The sequence below is a fragment of the Microbulbifer jejuensis genome (assembly GCF_047289955.1).
Lineage (GTDB): Bacteria > Pseudomonadota > Gammaproteobacteria > Pseudomonadales > Cellvibrionaceae > Microbulbifer.
Genome location: NZ_JBLBUB010000037.1, coordinates 18,029 through 37,928, shown reverse-complemented (window position 1 = coordinate 37,928; position 19,900 = coordinate 18,029). Strand labels below are relative to the sequence as shown.

Here is a 19,900-nt window from a genome sequence, read left to right as displayed (position 1 = left end):
ACGATTACCTGCGCCGAGTTTACACCGACTTACCGCGAGCGCAGACCGTCGGGGAAATTGAAGCCCTGTTGCCATGGAATCTTCAGAGCGCAACGGAAGCAGGCCTGCCGAATGAACCAAAGGGCGAGGTTACTTGATCGCTTACGCTGAGACCGTGGTAATGGGAGTACCTATGTACAACTTCACTATTCCATCCACGTTGCACACCTATTTCGATCATATTGCCCGCTCCGGTGTTACCTTTCGCTATACCGATAATGGCCCCCAGGGGATGCTCGTGAACAAAAAAGTTATCGTCTTTGCGGCTCGCGGCGGCTTCTACGGTGATGATCATGCGCAAAGCGCATTTTTGCGTCAGTTTCTGGGGTTTGTGGGCATGACCGATGTGGAGTTCATTTACACAGAAGGACTGGCTGTTGCCGGGGAGGCGAAAGAAAAGAACCTGGCAGCGGCAAACAGGCGTATTACCGAACTCTCCTGATCCCTCGGTGAAAAAAATTGCCTACGGCAGGTTGCGATTGGGGCCGATTGTGTCGGCCCATACCTTTTATTTCTATTCAAGACAATGCAAAAAGGGGTTTTATACGGCCTCTACAGTGTCCGCTTGTTTATCGGTAAGCTTTCCCTGATCAGCGGGAAGTTCCGCGCTGAACGAGGTCTTATTCCGACCAAATAAGCGCTGCACAACCACAAAAAAGAGCGGAATAAAGAAGATACCGAGCAGGGTTCCCACCACCATACCCCCCAGCACGCCGGTGCCAATGGCCCGCTGGGCACCGGAACCGGCCCCGGTAGCAACAGCCAGTGGCAACACACCCAGACCAAAAGCGAGTGAAGTCATGAGGATTGGGCGCAACCGGTCGCGCACCGCACGCATGGTAGCTGCCACCAGTTCCATGCCGCTGTCCAGGTTGTGCTTGGCGAACTCCACGATCAAGATGGCATTTTTGCTGGTCAGGCCAACAGTTGTGAGCATGGCGACCTGGAAGTAGACATCCCGTTCCATCCCCCGCAGGCTGTTCGCAAGCACTGCACCGAGAATGCCCAGTGGCGCGATCAGCAGTACCGCAGTGGGCACGGTCCAACTCTCATACAATGCCGCCAGACACAAAAACACAATCAACAGAGACAGGATGTAAAGCAGTGGCGCCTGCGCACCAGCAGCGCGCTCCTGATAGGAGAGGCCACTCCACTCCATCCCGATCCCTACCGGCAGTGTCGCCACCAGCTTTTCCACTTCCGCCATGGCCTCCCCAGAGCTGATGCCAGGCGCCGCCTGGCCATTGATCTCCATAGCGGGCAGGCCATTGTAGCGCTCAAGCCGCGGTGAACCGTATTCCCAGGAAAAACTGGCGAATGAGGACAGTGGCACCATATCGCCCTGGGCATTGCGTACAGACCAGAGTTGGAAATCCTCCGGCACCATGCGGTAAGGGGCATCCGCCTGCATGTATACCCGCTTGACCCGGCCCCGATCAATAAAATCATCGATATAGGAGCCACCCCAGGCAGTGCTGAGTGCACTGTTGATCTCTGCAACAGACAACCCCATTGCCGCAGCCTTGGCGTTATCAACTTGCACACGGAATTGCGGTGTGTCCTCCTGCCCGTTGGGTCTGACATTGGAGAGCAGCGAACTCTGCGCGGCCATGCCCAGAAACTGGTTACGCGCTGCAGTCAGCGCCTGATGTCCCAGGTTGCCATTGTCCATCAGGTAAAAAGCAAAGCCTCCGGAAGAGCCCAGCTCAGGTATAGGCGGTGGTGAAAAGGCAAAGGCAAGGGCATCCTTTATTTGCATCAATGCACCCATGGCCCGCATCGCTACGGCACTGGCGCTTGTCTGGGCCTCCTCCCGCTCAGACCAGTCCTTGAGATTGACAAAAGCAATACCGGTGTTCTGGCCGCTGCCGGCAAAACTGAATCCCTGCACCGAAAATACGGACGCAACCGTATCCTGCTCGTTGTTGAGAAACTGGTCTTCCACCTTGCGGATAGATTCCATGGTGCGCTCCTGAGTGGCGCCCACCGGCGCCTGCACCATAGAGAAGAGCACGCCCTGGTCTTCGTCCGGCAAAAAAGAACTGGGCAGACGCAAAAACTGCATCACCATCACCGCAGAAAGCATGACAAAGAGCAGCATAAAACGACCGCCGCGGGTAACAACCGCCCTCACCCCTTTTTGGTAGCGCTGGCTGCTGCGTTCAAAGTTGCGATTGAACCAACCGAAAAACCCCCGCTGGCCGTGGCTTTCGCCCTGGGCCAGCGGCTTTAGTAAGGTCGCGCAAAGCGCCGGCGTCAGGATAATGGCTACCAACACCGAGAGCACCATGGCGGCAACAATGGTCGCAGAGAACTGGCGATAAATGACCCCGGTTGCGCCATCCATAAACGCCATGGGTACAAATACTGCCGAAAGCACAACGCCAATACCCACCAGCGCCGGGGTTATCTGACGCATGGATTTTTTCGTGGCTTCCCTGGGAGGCAATCCCTCATCCCGCATCACCCGCTCGACGTTCTCCACCACAACAATGGCATCGTCCACCAGCAGGCCAATGGCCAGGACCATGGCAAACATGGTCAGCATATTTATCGAGAAGCCCAGAGCCGCAAGCACAGCGAAAGTACCCAGCAACACGACCGGCACCGCGATTGTGGGAATCAGGGTTGCGCGGAAGTTCTGCAGAAACAGGTACATCACCAGAAAGACCAGGATAATCGCCTCGGCCAGGGTGACAATGACCCCCTTGATGGAAACCTCAACAAACGGTGTGGTATCAAAGGGTATTACCGATTTCAAACCCTGCGGGAAAAAGGGCTCCAGTTGCTTGAGCTTCGCCTTGACGCCCTCGGCCGTCTCCAGCGCATTGGCGCCGGTGGCCAGGTTAATGGCGATACCAGTAGCCGGTTGGCGATTGTAGCGAGAGATCATCTCGTAGTTTTCCGCCCCCAACTCCACCCGCGCGATATCACCAAGACGCAGCAGGGAACCGTCGTCATTGGCCCGTATTACAATCGCGCGGAACTGTTCCGGGGTTTGCAGACGCCCCTGGGAGGTAATCGAAGCGTTCAACTGCTGCCCCGATATTGCCGGTGCAGCGCCGAGGCTGCCTACCGCAACCTGGGCATTTTGTGCACGTATCGCAGCAGCAACCTCCGCTGCAGACAGGCCGTAGGTGGTCAGCTTGTTGGGATCCAACCAAATGCGCATAGCGTATTTGGACCCGAAGACCTGCACATTGCCGACACCAGGTACCCGGCTAACGGGATCTACAATGGCGGAATTGATATAATCGGCGATGTCATTGCGATTCATGCTACCGTCTTCGGACACAAAACCGGCCACCATCAGGAAGCCGCTGCGGGATTTGCTGACGTTCACCCCCTGAATCTGCACCTCTTGTGGCAGCAGCGGCATAGACAGCTGCACCTTGTTTTGTACCTGCACCTGGGCGGTATCCGGATCTGTACCATTTTCGAAGGTCAGAGAGAGGGAAGCGCTTCCATTCGACTGGCTGGTTGCAGACATATAAAGCAGGCCATCGAGGCCTTTCATATTCTGCTCCAGAATCTGGGTGACCGAGTCCTCAACCACCTGGGCGGAAGCACCGGGGTAATTGGCTCCAATATTGACCGCAGGCGGCGCAATATTCGGGTAGCGCTCCACAGCCAACTGGATAATGGAAAGCGCCCCCGCCAGCATGGTGATGATGGCCAGCACCCAGGCAAAGACAGGCCGGTGGATAAAAAAGTTCGCCATAATTCCTATCCTCAGGAGCCCTGCCGGGCGGATACTTCGGGGGCCTGGACACCTCCTGGCACTGCCGACGGCTGTGTGTCAGAACGCTCGCTGGCCTGCACCGGCGCACCCGGACGAATCTTCTGCAGGCCGGCGACAATCACTCGGTCTCCCGTATGCAGGCCCTCCTCTACCAGCCAGCGATTGCCGATAGTGCGGCTTACCCTGACCGTGCGCTGGGTCACAATATTCTCCTCCGTGACCACCATCGCCGAAGTAGTCCCATTAGGATCCCGCGCTATACCCTCCTGAGGTACCAGAATGGCTTTCTCAAGCACCCCGCTACCCGCAATCGCACGCACATACATCCCCGGAAGCAACATATGGTCAGGGTTCGGTACCACCACGCGCAGGAGGACGCTACCGGTGGATGGATCGACACTGGCCTCGGCGAATTCCAGCTTGCCTTTGTACTCAAACTCGCTACCGTCCTCCAGAAAGATCCTGACTGGCAGATGGGTCGCGTCCCCAAGAGTACCCGCTTCCAGAGCCCGGCGCAGGCTCACAAGCTCGGCGGCAGACTGGGTGACATCTACATAAATGGGGTCCAGTTGCTGGACAGTAGCCAGCGCAGCGGCTTGATTGGCAGTGACCAGTGCCCCCTGGGTAACGGCAGACTTGCCAATCCGACCGGTAATTGGCGAGGTGATTCGCGCATAGGCCAATTGAATCTCCGCCCTGTGCAGCCCCGCCTTGGCCGCGGCCACATCGGCACGGGCCGCCTGCAGGTCGGCCTCGGCAGAGTCGTTCTCCTGTTTGCTTACCGCGCCATCACTTACCAGTTCTTCGCTGCGGTCAGCTTTCAAGCGGGCGATATGCATGACGGCATTGGCACGCTGCAGTATTGCCTGGGCATTGTCCACATCTGCTCGATAGATAGCGTCATCCAACTGGTAGAGGGGCTGATTGGCCTCTACCCGACCGCCTTCACGAAACAACTGCTGTTTTACAATGCCATTCACTTGTGGGCGCACTTCCGCCACCTTAAATGGTGAAGTGCGCCCCGGCAGTTCCCGTGTGAGCGTGATTGGCTCAGACTTTAGTGTGACAATGGTTACCTGAGGTGTCATTCTTGACGGCACAGCGGCCTCTTCACCACAGGCTGTGAGCAAAGAGGACACGGCCAGAAGACCGATGAGAGCTTTATTGTTGAGCATGATTACCTCGGTAAGCGCTGACTGCCTGGGCTGCGCTGTCAGGAGCGGGAAGTGCAAGTGGGGGGAAAATCCGGTTCCAGCAGATTGGCATTTTATGTGCGCGAATGGAACTCTATCAAGTATTTATCACTCTGCAATTTCCCACTAATAGGCAATTTCTTCCTTTGTTTTCAATAGCTTGCATAAAAACCGCACCCACTCACCCTGCGGCGAAATGCCGTAAATCCACGGTCAGGTGAGGTTAATGTGATTACAGATGAAGCAGCAGTCCCGATGACCAAACAGAGCAACGAACAAACCCTGAAGATCCGAGAACGCATACTGGACGCGGCACTCAGTATCTTTCATGAATCGGGGGTCTCCGCTTCTTCCCTTTCAGCAGTGGCTGAGCTGGCTGGCATTAGCCAGGGTGCTCTATGCGATCATTTTCGTGACAATGTCGAACTCCTCAATGCCCTGACCGAACGTATGCGGGTGCCCGGTGAACAATTGTGCGAATCCGCTGGGAACCAGGTTAAAAGAGACCCACTGGGCATACTGCGTACCCGCTGGGTATGGCTGTTCCACGAAATTGCCTGCAACGAGCAGTGGCAGAGGGTACTGGAGATTATCTTTCAATGCGGTGAATTGGTTGATGAGGGCAATGAATCCCTTCGGCGTATACAGCAGGGCCGCACCGTGGGCTTTGAAGGCATGGGGCAACTGGTGCAAATGGCCGTCACCGCTGAACAATTACCGGCGGATCTGGATGTGAGTCTCGCTTCGCAGATGTTACACGGCGGTCTCTTCAGTGTACTAGAAGAATGGTTGTTGTCATCGCGTGAGAAGGATCTCGGCGAGCTTGGCGAGCGCTATATAGATTCCCTATTGGATATGATCCGTTTTTCTCCCGCTATGCGCCAAAACAGACAGCGGCAAGTCTGCGCCCTCCACTGATTAACCCCTTTGTCCAAACGGCAAAAAAGCCGTGTAGTCATGTGACATTGACCTCTTTCAAGTATTGTTTTCAAATTGGACAGCATAAAAAATCAACTCGAGCCAAGGGCTTTCAGCAAAACCACTATTCCAGGGAACAAATCACATATTCCGTCTTAATTCAGCGGTATAGAAAAACGAACCTCAGTTGCAACCACACTACCCCTGGGCATCAGTTAGCGTTGTATGGGGGGCAGGAGTTCGCATTAGGGCAATACCTATGATTACAGTGCGCGATTTGACTTATCGTTACCCCCGCTCTGCTGAAAATGCCGTACGTGGTATTAGCTTCAAGATAGCCCAGGGTGAGATAGTGGGCTTGCTTGGACCTTCGGGAGCGGGGAAATCGACTACGCAGAACATACTGACCGGCCTGTTGCGCGGATACGGCGGCCAAGTGAAAGTGATGAACCGGGAGTTAGCCGGCTGGGGGAAGGAGTATTATGAGTATGTTGGCGTTTCATTCGAATTCCCCAACCACTATCTCAAACTGACCGCACGGGAAAATCTCGAACACTTTCGCTCGTTTTATACCGGCCAGACGTATGATTCAACGGAAGTCTTGGAGTGGGTCGGATTAGCTGAGGCGATGAACCAAAAAGTCTCTGAATTCAGTAAGGGAATGAAGGTAAGACTGAATGTCGCTCGCAGCATTATCCACGGCCCGAAAATTCTGTTTTTGGATGAACCGACAAGTGGGTTGGATCCCACAAACGCACGGAAGATCCAAAATCTAGTGCTGGAACTCCGCTCACGGGGAGCAACCGTATTTATTACAACCCACGATATGAATCTCGCGGATGCTTTATGTGACCGTGTCGCATTTATCACGCAAGGGGCTTTGCGCTTGATCGACGCCCCACTGAAACTGAAGCGATGCTTTGGCAGTCGTGAGGTTATAGTAGATTACATTGATGGTTCATCAGAGACGGTACAAAAAAAGTTCGGGCTCGACGGAATCGGCAACAATGCCGCATTTATTGAGTTGTTGAGGTCCGCGCAGCGGATTGAGACAGTACATTCACAGGAAACAACGTTGGACAACGTGTTTATTGAGGTGACTGGAGAGGCTTTGTCACCATGAACCGCCTGCTATCGATGATGGCCACCGACTTTCGAATACAACTGCGCACGCAGCTGTATTCGATCGGAATCGGAGTCAGTGCGGTATTGGCCCTGGCACTCGGCATGCTTGCCTCGCCGGCGTACTTGCCCGCCCTGTTACCGGTACTGTTACTGGCCACCGTCGGGGGCTCCACCCTGCTGTACGCGGCGGTCCTGGTCGTTTTCGAAAAAGAGCAAGGTACTCTGATCGCGCAGCTCGCGTCACCTCTGCACAGTCGTGAATACCTGTGGGCAAAAATCGTGTCACTATCAACTTTGGCAATAGTAGAATCCTTGGTCATGGTCGGTGGCACCTTGATGCTGATTGGGCAAGGGTGGCCTTTTACAGCGGTTGAAGTTCTTTTCTTACTCCTCGGCATTGTGACGCTGAGCATCGTCTATTCATTGGTTGGATTGATCCTGGTGGTTCGGTATCAAACATTGATGGAATTTCTCCTTCCGCTCGCGTTAATAACAAGCCTTTTACAACTGCCTATTTTGAGATTCCTGGGTCTTAGCGAACACCCGATATTTCTGTTGATTCCTACCTGTGCGCCGACCCTACTGATACAGGGTGCATTCCACACTCTGAATCCTGCGGAATGGACATACGGACTTGGCTATACGGCGGTAACGATAATACTCCTCACGGTATGGATGTATCGAGCTTACCAGGTCCACATCCTTGAGTTCTGGAGACAGAGTTGAAACAAACACCACTGGCAATTCGATTGGGACGCAACGATTTGCGGCTTATCGGGCGGGATCAACTGTTAATCTCGATGTTTGTTTTTGCACTTCTATTGAGCCTAGCCTTGCGCTACGGTTTGCCTTGGTTGAACGAATATCTTAGCCAACACGGAGTCATGCCCGGAGAGCTCGTTGGCCGCCCTCTGTATTCCTATTACCCACCCATCCTGGCACACATGATCCTCTACAATGGGGCGGCATTGGTGGGAACTGTGTTTGGGTTCCTATTGCTTGGCGAGAAGGATGACCGAACTTGGTGCGCAATGCTGGTCACACCAGTATCGCCTTTGGGTTACCTAGGTTACCGGGTAGCCGCAACCTCTGCATTTGGCTTTCTAATAGTGGCCGGTATGTTGGCAGTGACCCACCAAGGGCAGTTGGGGCTGTGGCAGCTGCCAGTATTGGCCGTTGGGGCAGCGTTAACCGCTCCGATCGTGGCATTATTTATTACAGTTACCGCAGAGAACAAAGTGCAAGGATTTGCCGTGGCTAAATTCGTCAGCCTCGCAGGTGGAATTATTGTATTGGGGTGGTTTGTTGCCGAACCCTGGCAATGGCTGTTTGGTTTATTCCCTCCTTTCTTGGTCAGCAAAGCGTATTGGATGGCCTGGAATGGCGCCACTGACTGGTGGGCTACCGTATGCCTCGCAATTGTAATGCAAGGGATAATGACCATGTGGCTATCGCACCGTATTACACGCATCATTTAGCATTACCAAAAAATTGGGCAGGGTGATACCAATATGGTTGCTTCATATCCCACAGGAGCTTTAACTAATACTATTTGTTGTAGCAGATCCGGCAACTATGCCCGGCCAATAATCAAGGGTAAAGATCAGGAATTGCTGTGAGCGCAGAGAGGTTTAATGGTTAAAATTTTGGTTTAATATTTATTATAAAATTGGTAACGATTTATTAAGTGTATTAATATAGAGCTTTACCAAACCGGGAACAACAACAATGAAACACTATCGGGAATTGGCACAGGCAATCCCGCCACTGCTGGACAAATTGCATTCCAGCGCCACCAGGCTGCGCGAGTCCCTGGAACAATTGCAAGCCGCAGGCAAACCCTGGCAGCACTACCTGCTGCAACCCGAGTTCGCCAGGAATGCCTCCTTGGCCCTCGATAAGGGTTTCGACCAGCCCTTTTCGCTGGCAGGCGCTTTGTACGCGCAACTGGATTACTTAGAGCCCATGGGCTCTGGCGGTGACGCTCGGGTCACTTTGCAAATCCCCGGACTACTTGCGGTACCGAGGAAAACCCTTTCCCTCGCACAACAGCTCAATCAACAAAAAAAAGCATTTTACACTGCAATTTCAAGTTTCAGAGCGGCCCTGGAGGAGCGCCCCGTGGCAGAGTGCGACCGCAGTGTGCGGGAAATACTGACCACTTCAGGCCACCCCCGCGCCCATCTGCGCCAATGCTATCGGCTGATACTTCTCTGCACCCAACGCCCAGATGCCATCGCCCTGTCCTGGATTAAGGCGCGCAAGTCGATCCGTAAAGTGACGGTGAGCTGGTGTGAGAAAAAGTTGGTACAACTGGATCCAATCGGCTCTGATCCGGGTATACAGTACCAGCGGCACCTGCTTGCCGGCCTGCACAAAAGCCAGCAAGGCCATCTTCGTCAGGTGCAGGTTCAAAGCCGCCCCAACCTGCAGGTGGCGGAAATTTTCTATAGGCACAAAGAGGCTCAGAAAGAGGAATACCACCAGGTCGGGTATTCATCCATGCCGGTATTGGTAGAGGCCAACAGTGCTGGACAGCTACCCAACTTCACCCGTATCGATCACCAGCCCAGCCCGAGCCGTCGTCGCCAGAGACGGGACCTGGGGCTGGCCACTGAGGCTTTCCTGCCTGCGCTCAGAGTGTTCCTGAAAGAGCAGCGATAAAGAAAACTTCGATTCTCCCCGCTTTCCTGCAAATGGGAAAAACTGCAGCAGCGCTGCCAGAGTGACAGCTATCCCGCTGGGCCACAGTAAAATGAACTCCAACCGGCCTTTGCACTTTGCCAGGTGGCAATAACCGAAAAGGCAAGCCTGTTACAGGAGGCTTAGCAGGTTGGATGGATGGTCAGCCCTCTACTATCCCCGGAGCCACATAGCGCTGGTAGTAGGAAACCGACAAGGCATAAAAATCCTCATCGATACGCTGGCGAATTTCCTCAAGGGGTAAGCCCCGGGCCTGGTTTGTAGGGCTTACCCCATACTCCCGTGGATTGACAATCTGGCTTGCCCCTGCACGCAACAGTTCAAACACCCAGCAGTAGGGATCCTGGCGGTCATCAAAACGGATCTGCTGGTGTCTCAACTGAGCCAGCAACAGTGGCTGGTCTAGAATGTACAACTGGCTGCGTACCGCACTGGCCAAATAGCCCTCTCGCCGCTGTGCGATGATACGGCGCTGCTCCTCGGTATAGGCATTCCAATCGATGACTTCATGGGCAAAACGCTTGCACCCACGGCATACCTCGTCACCAATGCCTGTTGAACAGACCCCAATACATGGGGTGCGAATTTTTCTGTACATCGAATACCCAGACTGGCCCACTCTGGCCACATCGGCCGAGCGAAAGTTGCGGGTAGACTATTTTGTTTCGGCCATCAAGAAAAGGGGGGAAGCACTGGCCAGAAAACCACCAACATTCATCCCACCAATAGCCAGAATTTACCTAAATTATTGATTTTTCGATAAACTTAACAGCAGTAGGACTTTCCTGTAGTATTCGCCACCCCGCCCTCAGCGGCCTCGAAAAAAATCCCGAGAACCCGTGCATAGACCGGGAATTCCATCCGCTGTTGGTGCCACTCCACATACCGAGAGGGACGTATCCGTGCTTGAAACCTACCTCAAACACGTCGCAGAACGCGCCGAACAGGGCATCCCACCAAAACCACTGGACGCCGAGCAGGTAGCCGGCCTGGTTGAGCTACTGAAAGCCCCGCTTGAAGGCAAAGAACAGGAACTGGTTGAATTGCTCACCCATCGCGTACCGCCGGGTGTTGACGAGGCCGCATATGTAAAGGCCGGTTTCCTCTCTGCCATTATCAAAGGCGAAGCAGAATCCCCTCTGATTGATCGTAAACATGCGGTAGAGTTGCTCGGTCAAATGTTGGGTGGCTACAATATCACCACTCTGGTTGAATTATTGGACGACAAGGATCTGGGCGAGTTGGCTGCCGAGCAGTTGAAAGGCACCCTGCTGATGTTCGACGCTTTCCACGATGTGGAAGAAAAAGCCAAGGCCGGCAACGAGAATGCCAGCGCGGTCCTGCAATCCTGGGCTGATGCGGAGTGGTTTACCAGGCGCAACAAGGTGCCAGAAAGCATCAAGGTGGCGGTATTCAAGGTCACCGGGGAAACCAACACCGACGACCTGTCTCCGGCGCCCGACGCCTGGTCCCGTCCGGATATCCCCCTGCATGCGCTCGCCATGTACAAAATGCAGCGCGACGGCCTGGAGCCGCAAGAACCCGGCGCAGTGGGCCCTTTGAAACAAATCGAAGCTGTGAAAGCCAAAGGTCTTCCTGTTGCCTTCGTCGGCGATGTCGTCGGCACCGGTTCCTCGCGTAAATCCGCTACCAACTCCGTGCTGTGGTACTTTGGTGAAGAAATGCCCGGCGTACCCAACAAAAAAGGAGGCGGGATCTGTATTGGCAGTAAAGTTGCCCCAATCTTTTACAATACCATGGAAGATGCCGGGGCACTGGTATTCGAAGCGCCGGTTGATGCATTGGGCATGGGCGATGTGATTGAAATTCGCCCTTACGACGGAAAAATCCTCTCCGAAGACGGCAAAGTGCTGTCCGAATTCCAACTAAAATCCGACGTTCTGCTCGACGAGGTTCAGGCCGGTGGCCGCATCAATCTGATTATCGGTCGCGGCCTTACCGGTAAAGCCCGCGAATCCCTGGGCTTGCCCCCCTCTGACCTGTTCCGAAAGCCGAAGCTCCCCGCCGATACAGGCAAGGGCTACACGCTGGCACAAAAGATGGTAGGCAAAGCCTGTGGTATAGAGGGCATTCGCCCGGGCACCTACTGCGAACCCAAGATGACCACCGTGGGCTCCCAGGACACCACCGGCCCGATGACCCGGGATGAATTGAAAGATTTGGCCTGCCTTGGCTTCTCCACCGATCTGGTGATGCAATCTTTCTGTCACACCGCAGCCTATCCCAAACCCGTCGATATCGATACCCAGCATACATTGCCGGACTTTATTATAAACCGCGGTGGCGTTTCCCTGCGCCCGGCAGACGGTATTATCCACAGCTGGCTGAACCGTATGCTGTTGCCTGACACCGTCGGTACTGGTGGTGACTCCCACACCCGCTTTCCTATGGGCATTTCCTTCCCGGCCGGTTCCGGGCTGGTAGCCTTCGCGGCGGCAACCGGTGTCATGCCACTGGATATGCCGGAATCCGTACTGGTACGTTTCAAAGGTGAAATGCAACCCGGTATCACCCTGCGCGACCTGGTCCACGCGATCCCCTACTATGCCATCAAGCAGGGCCTGTTGACCGTAGAGAAAAAAGGCAAGAAAAACATCTTCTCTGGCCGTATCCTTGAGATCGAGGGGTTAGAAACCCTGACCGTAGAGCAGGCTTTCGAACTCTCTGACGCCTCTGCCGAACGCTCCGCAGCCGGGTGTACCATCAAGCTGTCTGAAGACACCATTGCCGAATACCTGCGCTCCAATATCACCCTGCTGCGCTGGATGATCGCTGAAGGTTATGGCTCCAAGCGCACTCTGGAACGCCGCGCCCGCGCCATGGAAGCGTGGCTGGCCGCTCCGAATCTGATGCAGGCCGATACCAATGCCGAGTATCTTGAGGTGATCGAGATTGATCTGGCAGAAATCCAGGAGCCCATCGTCTGTGCGCCGAACGACCCGGACGATGCCCGTCTGCTGTCAGAAGTGGCCGGCGACAAGGTGGACGAAGTATTTATCGGCTCCTGTATGACCAATATCGGTCATTTCCGCGCTGCAGGTAAGCTACTGGAGCAGCACAAAGGGGGCATTGCTACCCGCATGTGGATTGCGCCACCCACCAAAATGGATGAACACCAGCTGATGGAAGAAGGCTACTACAACATTTATGGCGCTGCCGGTGCCCGCACCGAAATGCCCGGATGCTCCCTGTGTATGGGCAACCAGGCGCGCGTAGCACCAAACAGCACCGTACTATCCACTTCCACCCGCAATTTTCCCAACCGCCTGGGCGACGGCGCCAATGTGTATCTCACCTCCGCGGAACTCGCCTCAGTGGGTGCTATCCTCGGCAGGCTGCCCACTCTGGAAGAGTATCGGGCATATGCGGAAAACATAGACTCTATGGCTGGCGAGATCTATCGCTACATGAACTTTGATCAGATTGAGGAATTCCAGAAGTCTGCCGAAGAAGGCAAGCGTATCGCTGCCATTGAGATTCAGGAGGTTGCCGTTTAAGGGATAATCCTGTCTTATCCGGAAGCCCTTTCCCTTGAATAAGACTTGTTATCCTTCAAGCGATTGAACTATCGCGTGCTGCGCTTTCGTCTCGACATAAGAGATGGTAAAGCGAATACAATAACGATAGAAACTCCCCACGCCCCCGGCTTCACAGAAGCCGGGGGCGTGGGGCCGCTCTCCAGTAGCCTGGGGAAACGGATTCCCTCTCGGAGCAGGCTCTAAAGACCCCGGTAAAACCCACTCTGTTGGTCAGCGCGGGTTGACTGGCCCGAGGTGAATTGGAACATACAGGCGTTATCGGTGTAATTCATGTAGTTGTGGATCGAATCCAGACCTGGAAACCCCGCTCCCTGGCAAGAATCTCGCCCCACTGGACAACCGCGGGACGGAGAACTTTCCGCCGGTGTATCCGCGACAAAGTCCCCCGGGCTGCTGCAACCGCCCTGAAAGGTGTGGTACAACCCCACCCAGTGTCCGACTTCATGAACCAGGATATCCCCCTCGTTGTAAGGTGAGGCACTGCCGCCCGGCAGGGACTCCGTCAAAATGACCACGCCATCATTAATGGGATTTGAGGCATAACTGCTAGGAAAGGTTGCCCAACCCAACAAGCCACCGCCGATATTCGCCGTATAAATATTCAGATCTGCGGCACCTCCCACGCGTAATGTCGACTTCATCTGGAATTCGGCAGGGGTACTGGGCGCAACTTGGTACCAACTGTTATTCGAAGTAGTTGTGACCGATGCCAGATTGAAACTGAAAGGTGTTGCAGAAAATGCAGCATTCAGCACGCTCATTTGATTGTTGATTTCAAGGAGGGACAGGGCACCATTTCCAAAGGTGTCTGTGATTACATGAAAATGCACGTTCACGCCCGCCAGACCTGCCTGGCGCTGGACATAATTGCTCAATGCGCCGTTCATCGTTGTAAAATAACTTTCCTGCAATACCGCCTCTTGTTCCGTCGGGTGTTCCGTACCACAGCGAAGTGCTTTTTGATTCTCTTCAAAGGCAGGCAGGTTATGGGAAAACAGTATAAAAGGAAAAAATAGCAGACTGAAAAACCAGGATTTTCTTCGTAACCTATTATTCATTAAGGCTTTCATTAGAATATTCCTCTATTATTATTGTTACGTCATATCATCGCTATATACTTCCAAACAGTTATTGCTTGAACCCTTTTTTATTGGCATTAAGTTATAAACAACGCTGGCAGCAGTGCATTGCCAATAGAATTGGCCAAGGCGGTCACACGGTATCTTATCCAGTGGCAACTGCAACTTGAATTTCCCCGGAATCCCGTGACCTGGCCCACAAAAAATAGATCCTGAGTTAATTTAACGGCCAATAAATTAAACTTAGTTTATTAACCCTTCATAGATTGAGTCATTACCTGTCGGCCACGGGCTCTACTTTTTTGATTTTATTTTCTGCTATACCGAGATCAACCATTCCATCAGGAAGGCCCTGAAAAAAGTTGATATCCTGCTGCCACCCTGCACCCTTGTTCTTAAGTGCCATTAGTAGAGATAAGTTGCTGTTCCGGTGGCGATCAATGCATCCGTATCATTGCGCAGCTCCGTACGCGCAACGACCAGTTTTTTACCTGTGCGAAGAATGGCACCCTCACAGAGAAAATGCCGGCCCCTGCCCGGTTTCAGGTAGTCCACCCGCATATCCACGGTGCCGAGTTTCGACAGCCGATCCACCTTCTCCTCCCAGTGCAGATCTCCCAGGCGCTGGTAGGCGGCCACCATGGCGGTGAGGCCGCCAACGGTGTCCAGCGCCGTGGCGATAACACCTCCGTGTAAAATGTTCTTCCAGATATTGCCAATGAGATGCGGACGCAACTCAAAACCAGCGGAAAGTGTGAGGGCCTCCAGGTCCAGGGAGCGCATCTCAAGACCAATTTGCTGGTTAAAGGGGATTTGCTCAAAAAAACCCTTTACCAGTTCCTGAAATTCACTTGGTGAGGGTTCTGTCATAATCGTGCAACCCGGTTAAGTCCATCCAAAGCGGCACTGCGGTACGCCTCCGCCATAGTGGGATAGTTAAACGTGGTGTTGACGAAGTAATCAATCGTATTATTTGGTGCAGGCTGCTTCATAATCGCCTGGCCGATATGCACAATTTCAGCGGCTTCGGCACCAAAACAGTGAATACCCAGGATTTCGCGGGTTTCGATGTGGAACAGGATCTTGAGCATACCCACGCGCTCACCGGAAATCTGCGCCCGCGCGGTATGCTTGAAGAGTGCGCGGCCTACCTCGTAGGGTACCTTGGCGGCGGTCAGTTCGGATTCGGTTTTACCCACGGAAGAGATTTCCGGCAGGGTATAGATACCAGTGGGTGCGTCTTCGATAACACGGTGACCACGCCCGGCAATAGCTGCCGCCACAGCACGGCCCTGGTCATAGGAGGCGCTGGCAAGGCTGGGCCAGCCGATCACATCCCCCACAGCATAGATATTTTCCACCTCGGTGCAGTAGTGATCATCTACGCTCAGCTGGCCGCGGTGGTTAGCCTCCAATCCGACATTGTCCAGCCCCAAAGTGCTGGTATTACCGGTACGGCCGTTACACCAAAGCAATGCGTCGGCATGGATACGCTTGCCGGACTGCATTTCCATAATCACGCCCTGTGCATTGGGCAGTACCCGTGCGTGCTCTTCCCGGTGACGGACGGTCACGCCCATATCGCGCAGGTGATAACTCAGGGCATCAGAGATTTCATCATCGAGGAATTCCAGCAGGCTGCCACGGGTATTGATCAGGTCAACCTTGACACCCAAGCCGGCAAAAATGGAAGCGTATTCGCAACCGATCACCCCCGCTCCATAAATCATAATGGAGTGCGGGGTGTGCCGCATATCCAAAATGGTGTCACTGTCATATACGCGTGCGTGCTCAAAATCCACATCTGCCGGACGGTACGGACGCGAGCCAGTGGCGATGATGATTTTTTTCGCAGTGACGCTTTCCGTGGCGCCATCTGGCAACTGCACATCCAAGCTGTTGGCATCGCGGAACTTCGCCTTACCAACGACCAGCTCAACCCGGTTACGCGCATATAAGGAGGTATGCATTTCCACCTGATAGGAAATCACCTTGTTCACAGTTTGCATCACCTGGGGAAAGGTAAGTCGACGCGGTTCACCCAGTGCGCGGAATACGTTTTGGGTGTTGTATCGCATCAACTGTTTTACCGAGTGCCGCAGCGCCTTGGAAGGGATAGTGCCCTTGTGGGTACAGTTGCCGCCAACCACCTGGCGTTTTTCAATAACCGCTACACGCATCCCTTTTTTGGCAGCACTCATGGCAGCGGCCTCTCCAGCAGGGCCAGAACCAATAACAACCAGATCAAATTTTTGCTCTGCCATTTAACGCCTTATCTCTAAATGTCCAGACCCTTGAGAGAAGATGCCCTGAAGCTCACTGCATTTTTAATTTGGTAAAATGCTCAAACAAACTCCACCGGTATCATACAAAACTTACTTACGTTTGGTGGCATCGTAAGCAATATTCTCCGCAACTGCTTTCTTCAGCTGACGCTGTTGCTCTTTCTCACACGCTTCATCATCGCCACCGCAGATTGCACAGTTTTGCTTCATACCGAGATTATTGAGTCCACCGCAGGATCCTTTTAACGGTTTTTTCTGCACAATGACGCCCACTGCCATCCCTGCGACGACCAGCAACATGACAACAAAGGCAAAGATAAACACTGTCACTACTCAATCCTCTCAAGGTAAGGGGCAAAGGCGGTGCTGTACCGCTCTTCGAATCCCCTGTCAGTTTTTACCAGCATAAAAACGGCCAGATTTTCACGCTCTGCCAAAGCCATCCCCGCTTGGGCCCCCAGTACATTCAGCGCCGTGGCGAGACCATCGGCTTCAGCACAGGTATCGGCAACAACGGTCACAGATGCCAGCCTGTGCTTTAATGGGCGCCCGGTGCGCGGATCAATGCTGTGCGCATAGCGCACACCACCGCGCTCGTAGTAGTTGCGGTAGTCACCACTGGTCGCCACCCCTTTACCACTGACATCAATAGGTCGTTGAACGGTCTGCCCTATTGAGTCAGGCACTTCAATGCCGATTCGCCAGAGTCTACCTTTTGGATTCACACCGAGGGTACGCAGTTCACCACCGATCTCGACCAGGTAGTTGCGAATGCCCTGCTGTTCCAGCAGCTGAGCAACCCGATCGACCCCGTGCCCTTTGGCAATGGCCGATAGGTCTATTTCCACCGGACGCTCGCGAGTGATGGTATCCGGCTCACGAGTCATTTTGAGGGCATCGGACCCCACTATCTGCTGCAAGCGGGCAATGTCCACCTCGGAGGGAATCCATTCGGGTTCCGGCTTGGGGCCAAATCCCCATAAATTGACCAGGGGACCCACAGTTACCTCAAAGGCGCCATTGCTGCGGCGATAAATATCCAGGGACATCTCCACAACCTCCGCAAGCGGCGTGCTCACCGGTATGACCTTGCCCACAGGGCTGCGGTTGAAGCGCATCAACTCGGAATTGTCGATATAGGTGGACATAGCCTGGTTGACCTGGTGCAGCTCGCTATCAATCAGTGTTTGCAACTTGCTGCGCTCAATACCTCGGGGAACATCGACAACCGTGATGTGATAACTGGTCCCCATGGTACGGCCACTGAGCTGCCAGTTCTCTGGTGCTTGAGAGCAGGCAGATAAAATGACAGCCACACAAAACAAAAACAGGGCCGGAAGAACGGGCCCTGTTTTTGCTTTTTTTGGGGCTTTGATTGCGTTTAGCAAACTAAGCTCTCCGTTTAACCACCGAAGTCATCAAGGAGAATATTTTCATCCTCTACTCCCAGGTCTTTGAGCATATTGATCACTGCCGCGTTCATCATGGGCGGTCCACACATGTAATACTCGCAGTCCTCCGGAGCCGGGTGGTCCTTGAGGTAGTTTTCATAGACCACGTTGTGAATAAAGCCTGTGTAACCGCTCCAGTTGTCTTCCGGTTGCGGGTCCGACAGCGCCACATGCCACTGGAAATTATCGAACTCAGATGCCAGGCCGTTGTAGTCACCCTCGTAAAACATCTCTCGCAGGGAACGGGCGCCGTACCAGAAGCTGATCTTGCGTTTGGCGTTCAGGCGTTTGAGTTGGTCGAAAATGTGCGAGCGCATGGGCGCCATACCGGCACCACCACCAATAAAGATCATTTCGTTATCGGTGTCCTTGGCGAAGAATTCACCGAAGGGGCCGTACACCTTGATCTTGTCACCGGGTTTCAGGCTGAACACGTAAGAGGACATCTGACCCGGCGGTATGCCTTCGGCACGCGGCGGCGGGGTCGCGATGCGGATGTTGAACTTCACAACTCCCTTCTCTTCCGGGTAGTTGGCCATGGAGTAGGCGCGCACAACTGGTTCTGTAACCCTGGACTCCAGCTTGAAGAAACCGAAGTGCTCCCAGTCACCACGGTACTGTTCTTCCACCTCGAAATCGGCAAATTGCACATGGTGGGGCGGCGCCTCCAGCTGCACGTAACCACCTGCGCGGAAGTCGACGTTTTCACCTTCGGGCAGACGCAGGGTGAGTTCCTTAATAAAAGTGGCCACGTTCGGGTTGGACTCCACAGTGCACTCCCACTGCTTCACACCAAATACCTCTTCCGGCACTTCGATTGTCATATCCTGCTTCACCGCCACCTGGCAGGACAGGCGCTTGCCCTCTTTGGCATCGCGCGGGGTGAAGTGGGCCGCTTCGGTGGGCAGCATATCGCCCCCACCAGAAATCACTTTACACACACACTGCGCACAGCTGCCGCCACCGCCACAGGCGGAGGCCAGAAACAGGTTGTTGGCCGCCAGGGTTTGTAACAATTTGCCACCTGCCGGCACGGTGAGGTTCTTTTCGCCGTTCACCAGGATATTGACGTTGCCGGTGTTTACCAGGCGCGAGCGGGCCACAAGGATCACCGCCACCAGTGCCAGAACGATGACGGTAAACATCGCCACGCCGAGGATAATTTCAATACTGTTCATAGGATTGCCTCACCCGCTCAGATGTCGATACCGCCGAAGGACATAAAACCCAGGGACATCAAACCAACCGTAACGAAGGTGATGCCCAGGCCCTTCAGGCCATCCGGTACGTCGCTGTACTTCAGCTTCTCGCGAATACCCGCCAGCGCGGTAATCGCCAGGGCCCAACCGAGGCCGGCGCCAAAGCCATAGGCAACACTCTCCCCAAACGCATACTCGCGCTCCACCATAAACAGGGAGGCCCCGAGGATGGCGCAGTTCACGGTAATCAGCGGCAGGAATACGCCCAGCGCGTTGTACAGTGCCGGTACATACTTATCCAGGAACATCTCCAGGATCTGTACCAGCGCCGCGATAACGCCGATATAAGACAGCAAACCGAGAAAGCTCAGATCCACATCCGGATAACCGGCCCAGGCCAGCGCGCCGTCTTTCAACAGGTAGGTGTAGATAAGATTGTTCACCGGTACCGTCAGGGTCAGTACCACGATCACCGCCACCCCCAGCCCGATGGCGGCCTCGATCTTCTTCGAAACAGCCAGGAAGGTGCACATGCCAAGGAAGAAGGCCAGCGCCATGTTTTCCACAAAAACAGCGCGGATAACCAAAGAAATATAATGTTCCACG

17 protein-coding genes are annotated in these 19,900 nt (G+C 54.1%); 7 read left to right on the top strand and 10 right to left on the bottom strand.

The genetic code is table 11. The features are described from left to right. The first annotated feature begins 133 nt into the window (after positions 1-133). Entirely contained in the window at positions 134-481 is a 348-nt protein-coding gene (locus ACL7TT_RS18685; RefSeq protein WP_413397713.1) for an FMN-dependent NADH-azoreductase, read from the top strand. A gap of 99 nt (positions 482-580) precedes the next feature. Here the strand turns inward: ACL7TT_RS18685 and ACL7TT_RS18680 are convergent, their stop codons facing one another. Together ACL7TT_RS18680 and ACL7TT_RS18675 are read right to left on the bottom strand one after the other, a co-directional pair. Then, positions 581-3,760 carry an efflux RND transporter permease subunit gene (locus ACL7TT_RS18680; protein ID WP_413397711.1) on the bottom strand — a complete coding sequence of 1,060 codons (3,180 nt, stop codon included), beginning with the start codon at positions 3,758-3,760 and terminating at the stop codon, positions 581-583. Positions 3,761-3,771: 11 nt separating this feature from the next. Further along, the gene (locus tag ACL7TT_RS18675; RefSeq protein WP_413397709.1) at positions 3,772-4,956 is read right to left on the bottom strand and encodes an efflux RND transporter periplasmic adaptor subunit; all 1,185 of its coding nucleotides are present in this window, start codon (positions 4,954-4,956) and stop codon (positions 3,772-3,774) included. A gap of 273 nt (positions 4,957-5,229) precedes the next feature. On the opposite strand from ACL7TT_RS18675, the gene ACL7TT_RS18670 reads away from it, so the two are divergent. The 5 genes from ACL7TT_RS18670 (at position 5,230) to ACL7TT_RS18650 (ending at position 9,681) form a co-directional block, all read left to right on the top strand. After that, positions 5,230-5,892, top strand: coding sequence for a TetR family transcriptional regulator (locus ACL7TT_RS18670; RefSeq protein WP_299946850.1), 663 nt, complete (start codon positions 5,230-5,232; stop codon positions 5,890-5,892). 259 nt (positions 5,893-6,151) lie between these two features. Next, complete coding sequence (locus ACL7TT_RS18665; protein WP_413397707.1) at positions 6,152-7,015, top strand: ABC transporter ATP-binding protein; 864 nt, start codon at positions 6,152-6,154, stop codon at positions 7,013-7,015. After that, a complete protein-coding gene (locus ACL7TT_RS18660; protein ID WP_413397705.1) occupies positions 7,012-7,743 on the top strand; it encodes a fluoroquinolone export ABC transporter permease subunit in 732 nt (243 codons plus the stop codon). Before ACL7TT_RS18665 ends, ACL7TT_RS18660 begins: the two co-directional genes overlap by 4 nt. After that, a complete protein-coding gene (locus ACL7TT_RS18655; RefSeq protein WP_413397703.1) occupies positions 7,740-8,495 on the top strand; it encodes a hypothetical protein in 756 nt (251 codons plus the stop codon). Before ACL7TT_RS18660 ends, ACL7TT_RS18655 begins: the two co-directional genes overlap by 4 nt. Before the next feature lie 250 nt (positions 8,496-8,745). Further along, a complete protein-coding gene (locus tag ACL7TT_RS18650) occupies positions 8,746-9,681 on the top strand; it encodes a hypothetical protein (RefSeq protein ID WP_413397700.1) in 936 nt (311 codons plus the stop codon). A gap of 181 nt (positions 9,682-9,862) precedes the next feature. Here ACL7TT_RS18650 and ACL7TT_RS18645 read toward each other — a convergent pair whose 3' ends face one another. Further along, positions 9,863-10,318, bottom strand: coding sequence for a DUF1289 domain-containing protein (locus tag ACL7TT_RS18645; protein WP_413397698.1), 456 nt, complete (start codon positions 10,316-10,318; stop codon positions 9,863-9,865). 304 nt (positions 10,319-10,622) lie between these two features. Between ACL7TT_RS18645 and acnB the strand changes: the two genes are divergently transcribed. Beyond that, positions 10,623-13,238: a bifunctional aconitate hydratase 2/2-methylisocitrate dehydratase gene (gene acnB / locus ACL7TT_RS18640; RefSeq protein ID WP_413397696.1), complete on the top strand. Its 2,616-nt coding sequence runs from the start codon at positions 10,623-10,625 to the stop codon at positions 13,236-13,238. 221 nt (positions 13,239-13,459) lie between these two features. Here acnB and ACL7TT_RS18635 read toward each other — a convergent pair whose 3' ends face one another. The 7 genes from ACL7TT_RS18635 to nqrE form a co-directional block, all read right to left on the bottom strand. After that, positions 13,460-14,350, bottom strand: a complete 891-nt coding sequence (locus ACL7TT_RS18635; RefSeq protein WP_413397694.1) for a zinc metalloprotease — start codon at positions 14,348-14,350, stop codon at positions 13,460-13,462. 414 nt (positions 14,351-14,764) lie between these two features. Continuing rightward, positions 14,765-15,229 carry a thioesterase family protein gene (locus ACL7TT_RS18630; protein WP_413397692.1) on the bottom strand — a complete coding sequence of 155 codons (465 nt, stop codon included), beginning with the start codon at positions 15,227-15,229 and terminating at the stop codon, positions 14,765-14,767. Further along, positions 15,226-16,623, bottom strand: a complete 1,398-nt coding sequence (gene sthA, locus ACL7TT_RS18625) for a Si-specific NAD(P)(+) transhydrogenase (RefSeq protein ID WP_413397690.1) — start codon at positions 16,621-16,623, stop codon at positions 15,226-15,228. The genes ACL7TT_RS18630 and sthA overlap by 4 nt, the downstream gene beginning before the upstream one ends. A gap of 111 nt (positions 16,624-16,734) precedes the next feature. Next, positions 16,735-16,974 (bottom strand): (Na+)-NQR maturation NqrM, encoded by a 240-nt coding sequence (gene nqrM, locus ACL7TT_RS18620; RefSeq protein ID WP_413397688.1) that lies wholly within the window; start codon positions 16,972-16,974, stop codon positions 16,735-16,737. Next, on the bottom strand, positions 16,974-17,897 hold the full coding sequence (locus ACL7TT_RS18615; protein WP_413397686.1) for an FAD:protein FMN transferase: 924 nt from the start codon (positions 17,895-17,897) through the stop codon (positions 16,974-16,976). Before ACL7TT_RS18615 ends, nqrM begins: the two co-directional genes overlap by 1 nt. Positions 17,898-18,046: 149 nt before the next feature. Next, positions 18,047-19,273, bottom strand: coding sequence for an NADH:ubiquinone reductase (Na(+)-transporting) subunit F (gene nqrF, locus ACL7TT_RS18610; RefSeq protein ID WP_413397684.1), 1,227 nt, complete (start codon positions 19,271-19,273; stop codon positions 18,047-18,049). A gap of 17 nt (positions 19,274-19,290) precedes the next feature. Then, entirely contained in the window at positions 19,291-19,899 is a 609-nt protein-coding gene (gene nqrE / locus ACL7TT_RS18605) for an NADH:ubiquinone reductase (Na(+)-transporting) subunit E (RefSeq protein ID WP_299946818.1), read from the bottom strand. Position 19,900 lies beyond the last annotated feature (1 nt).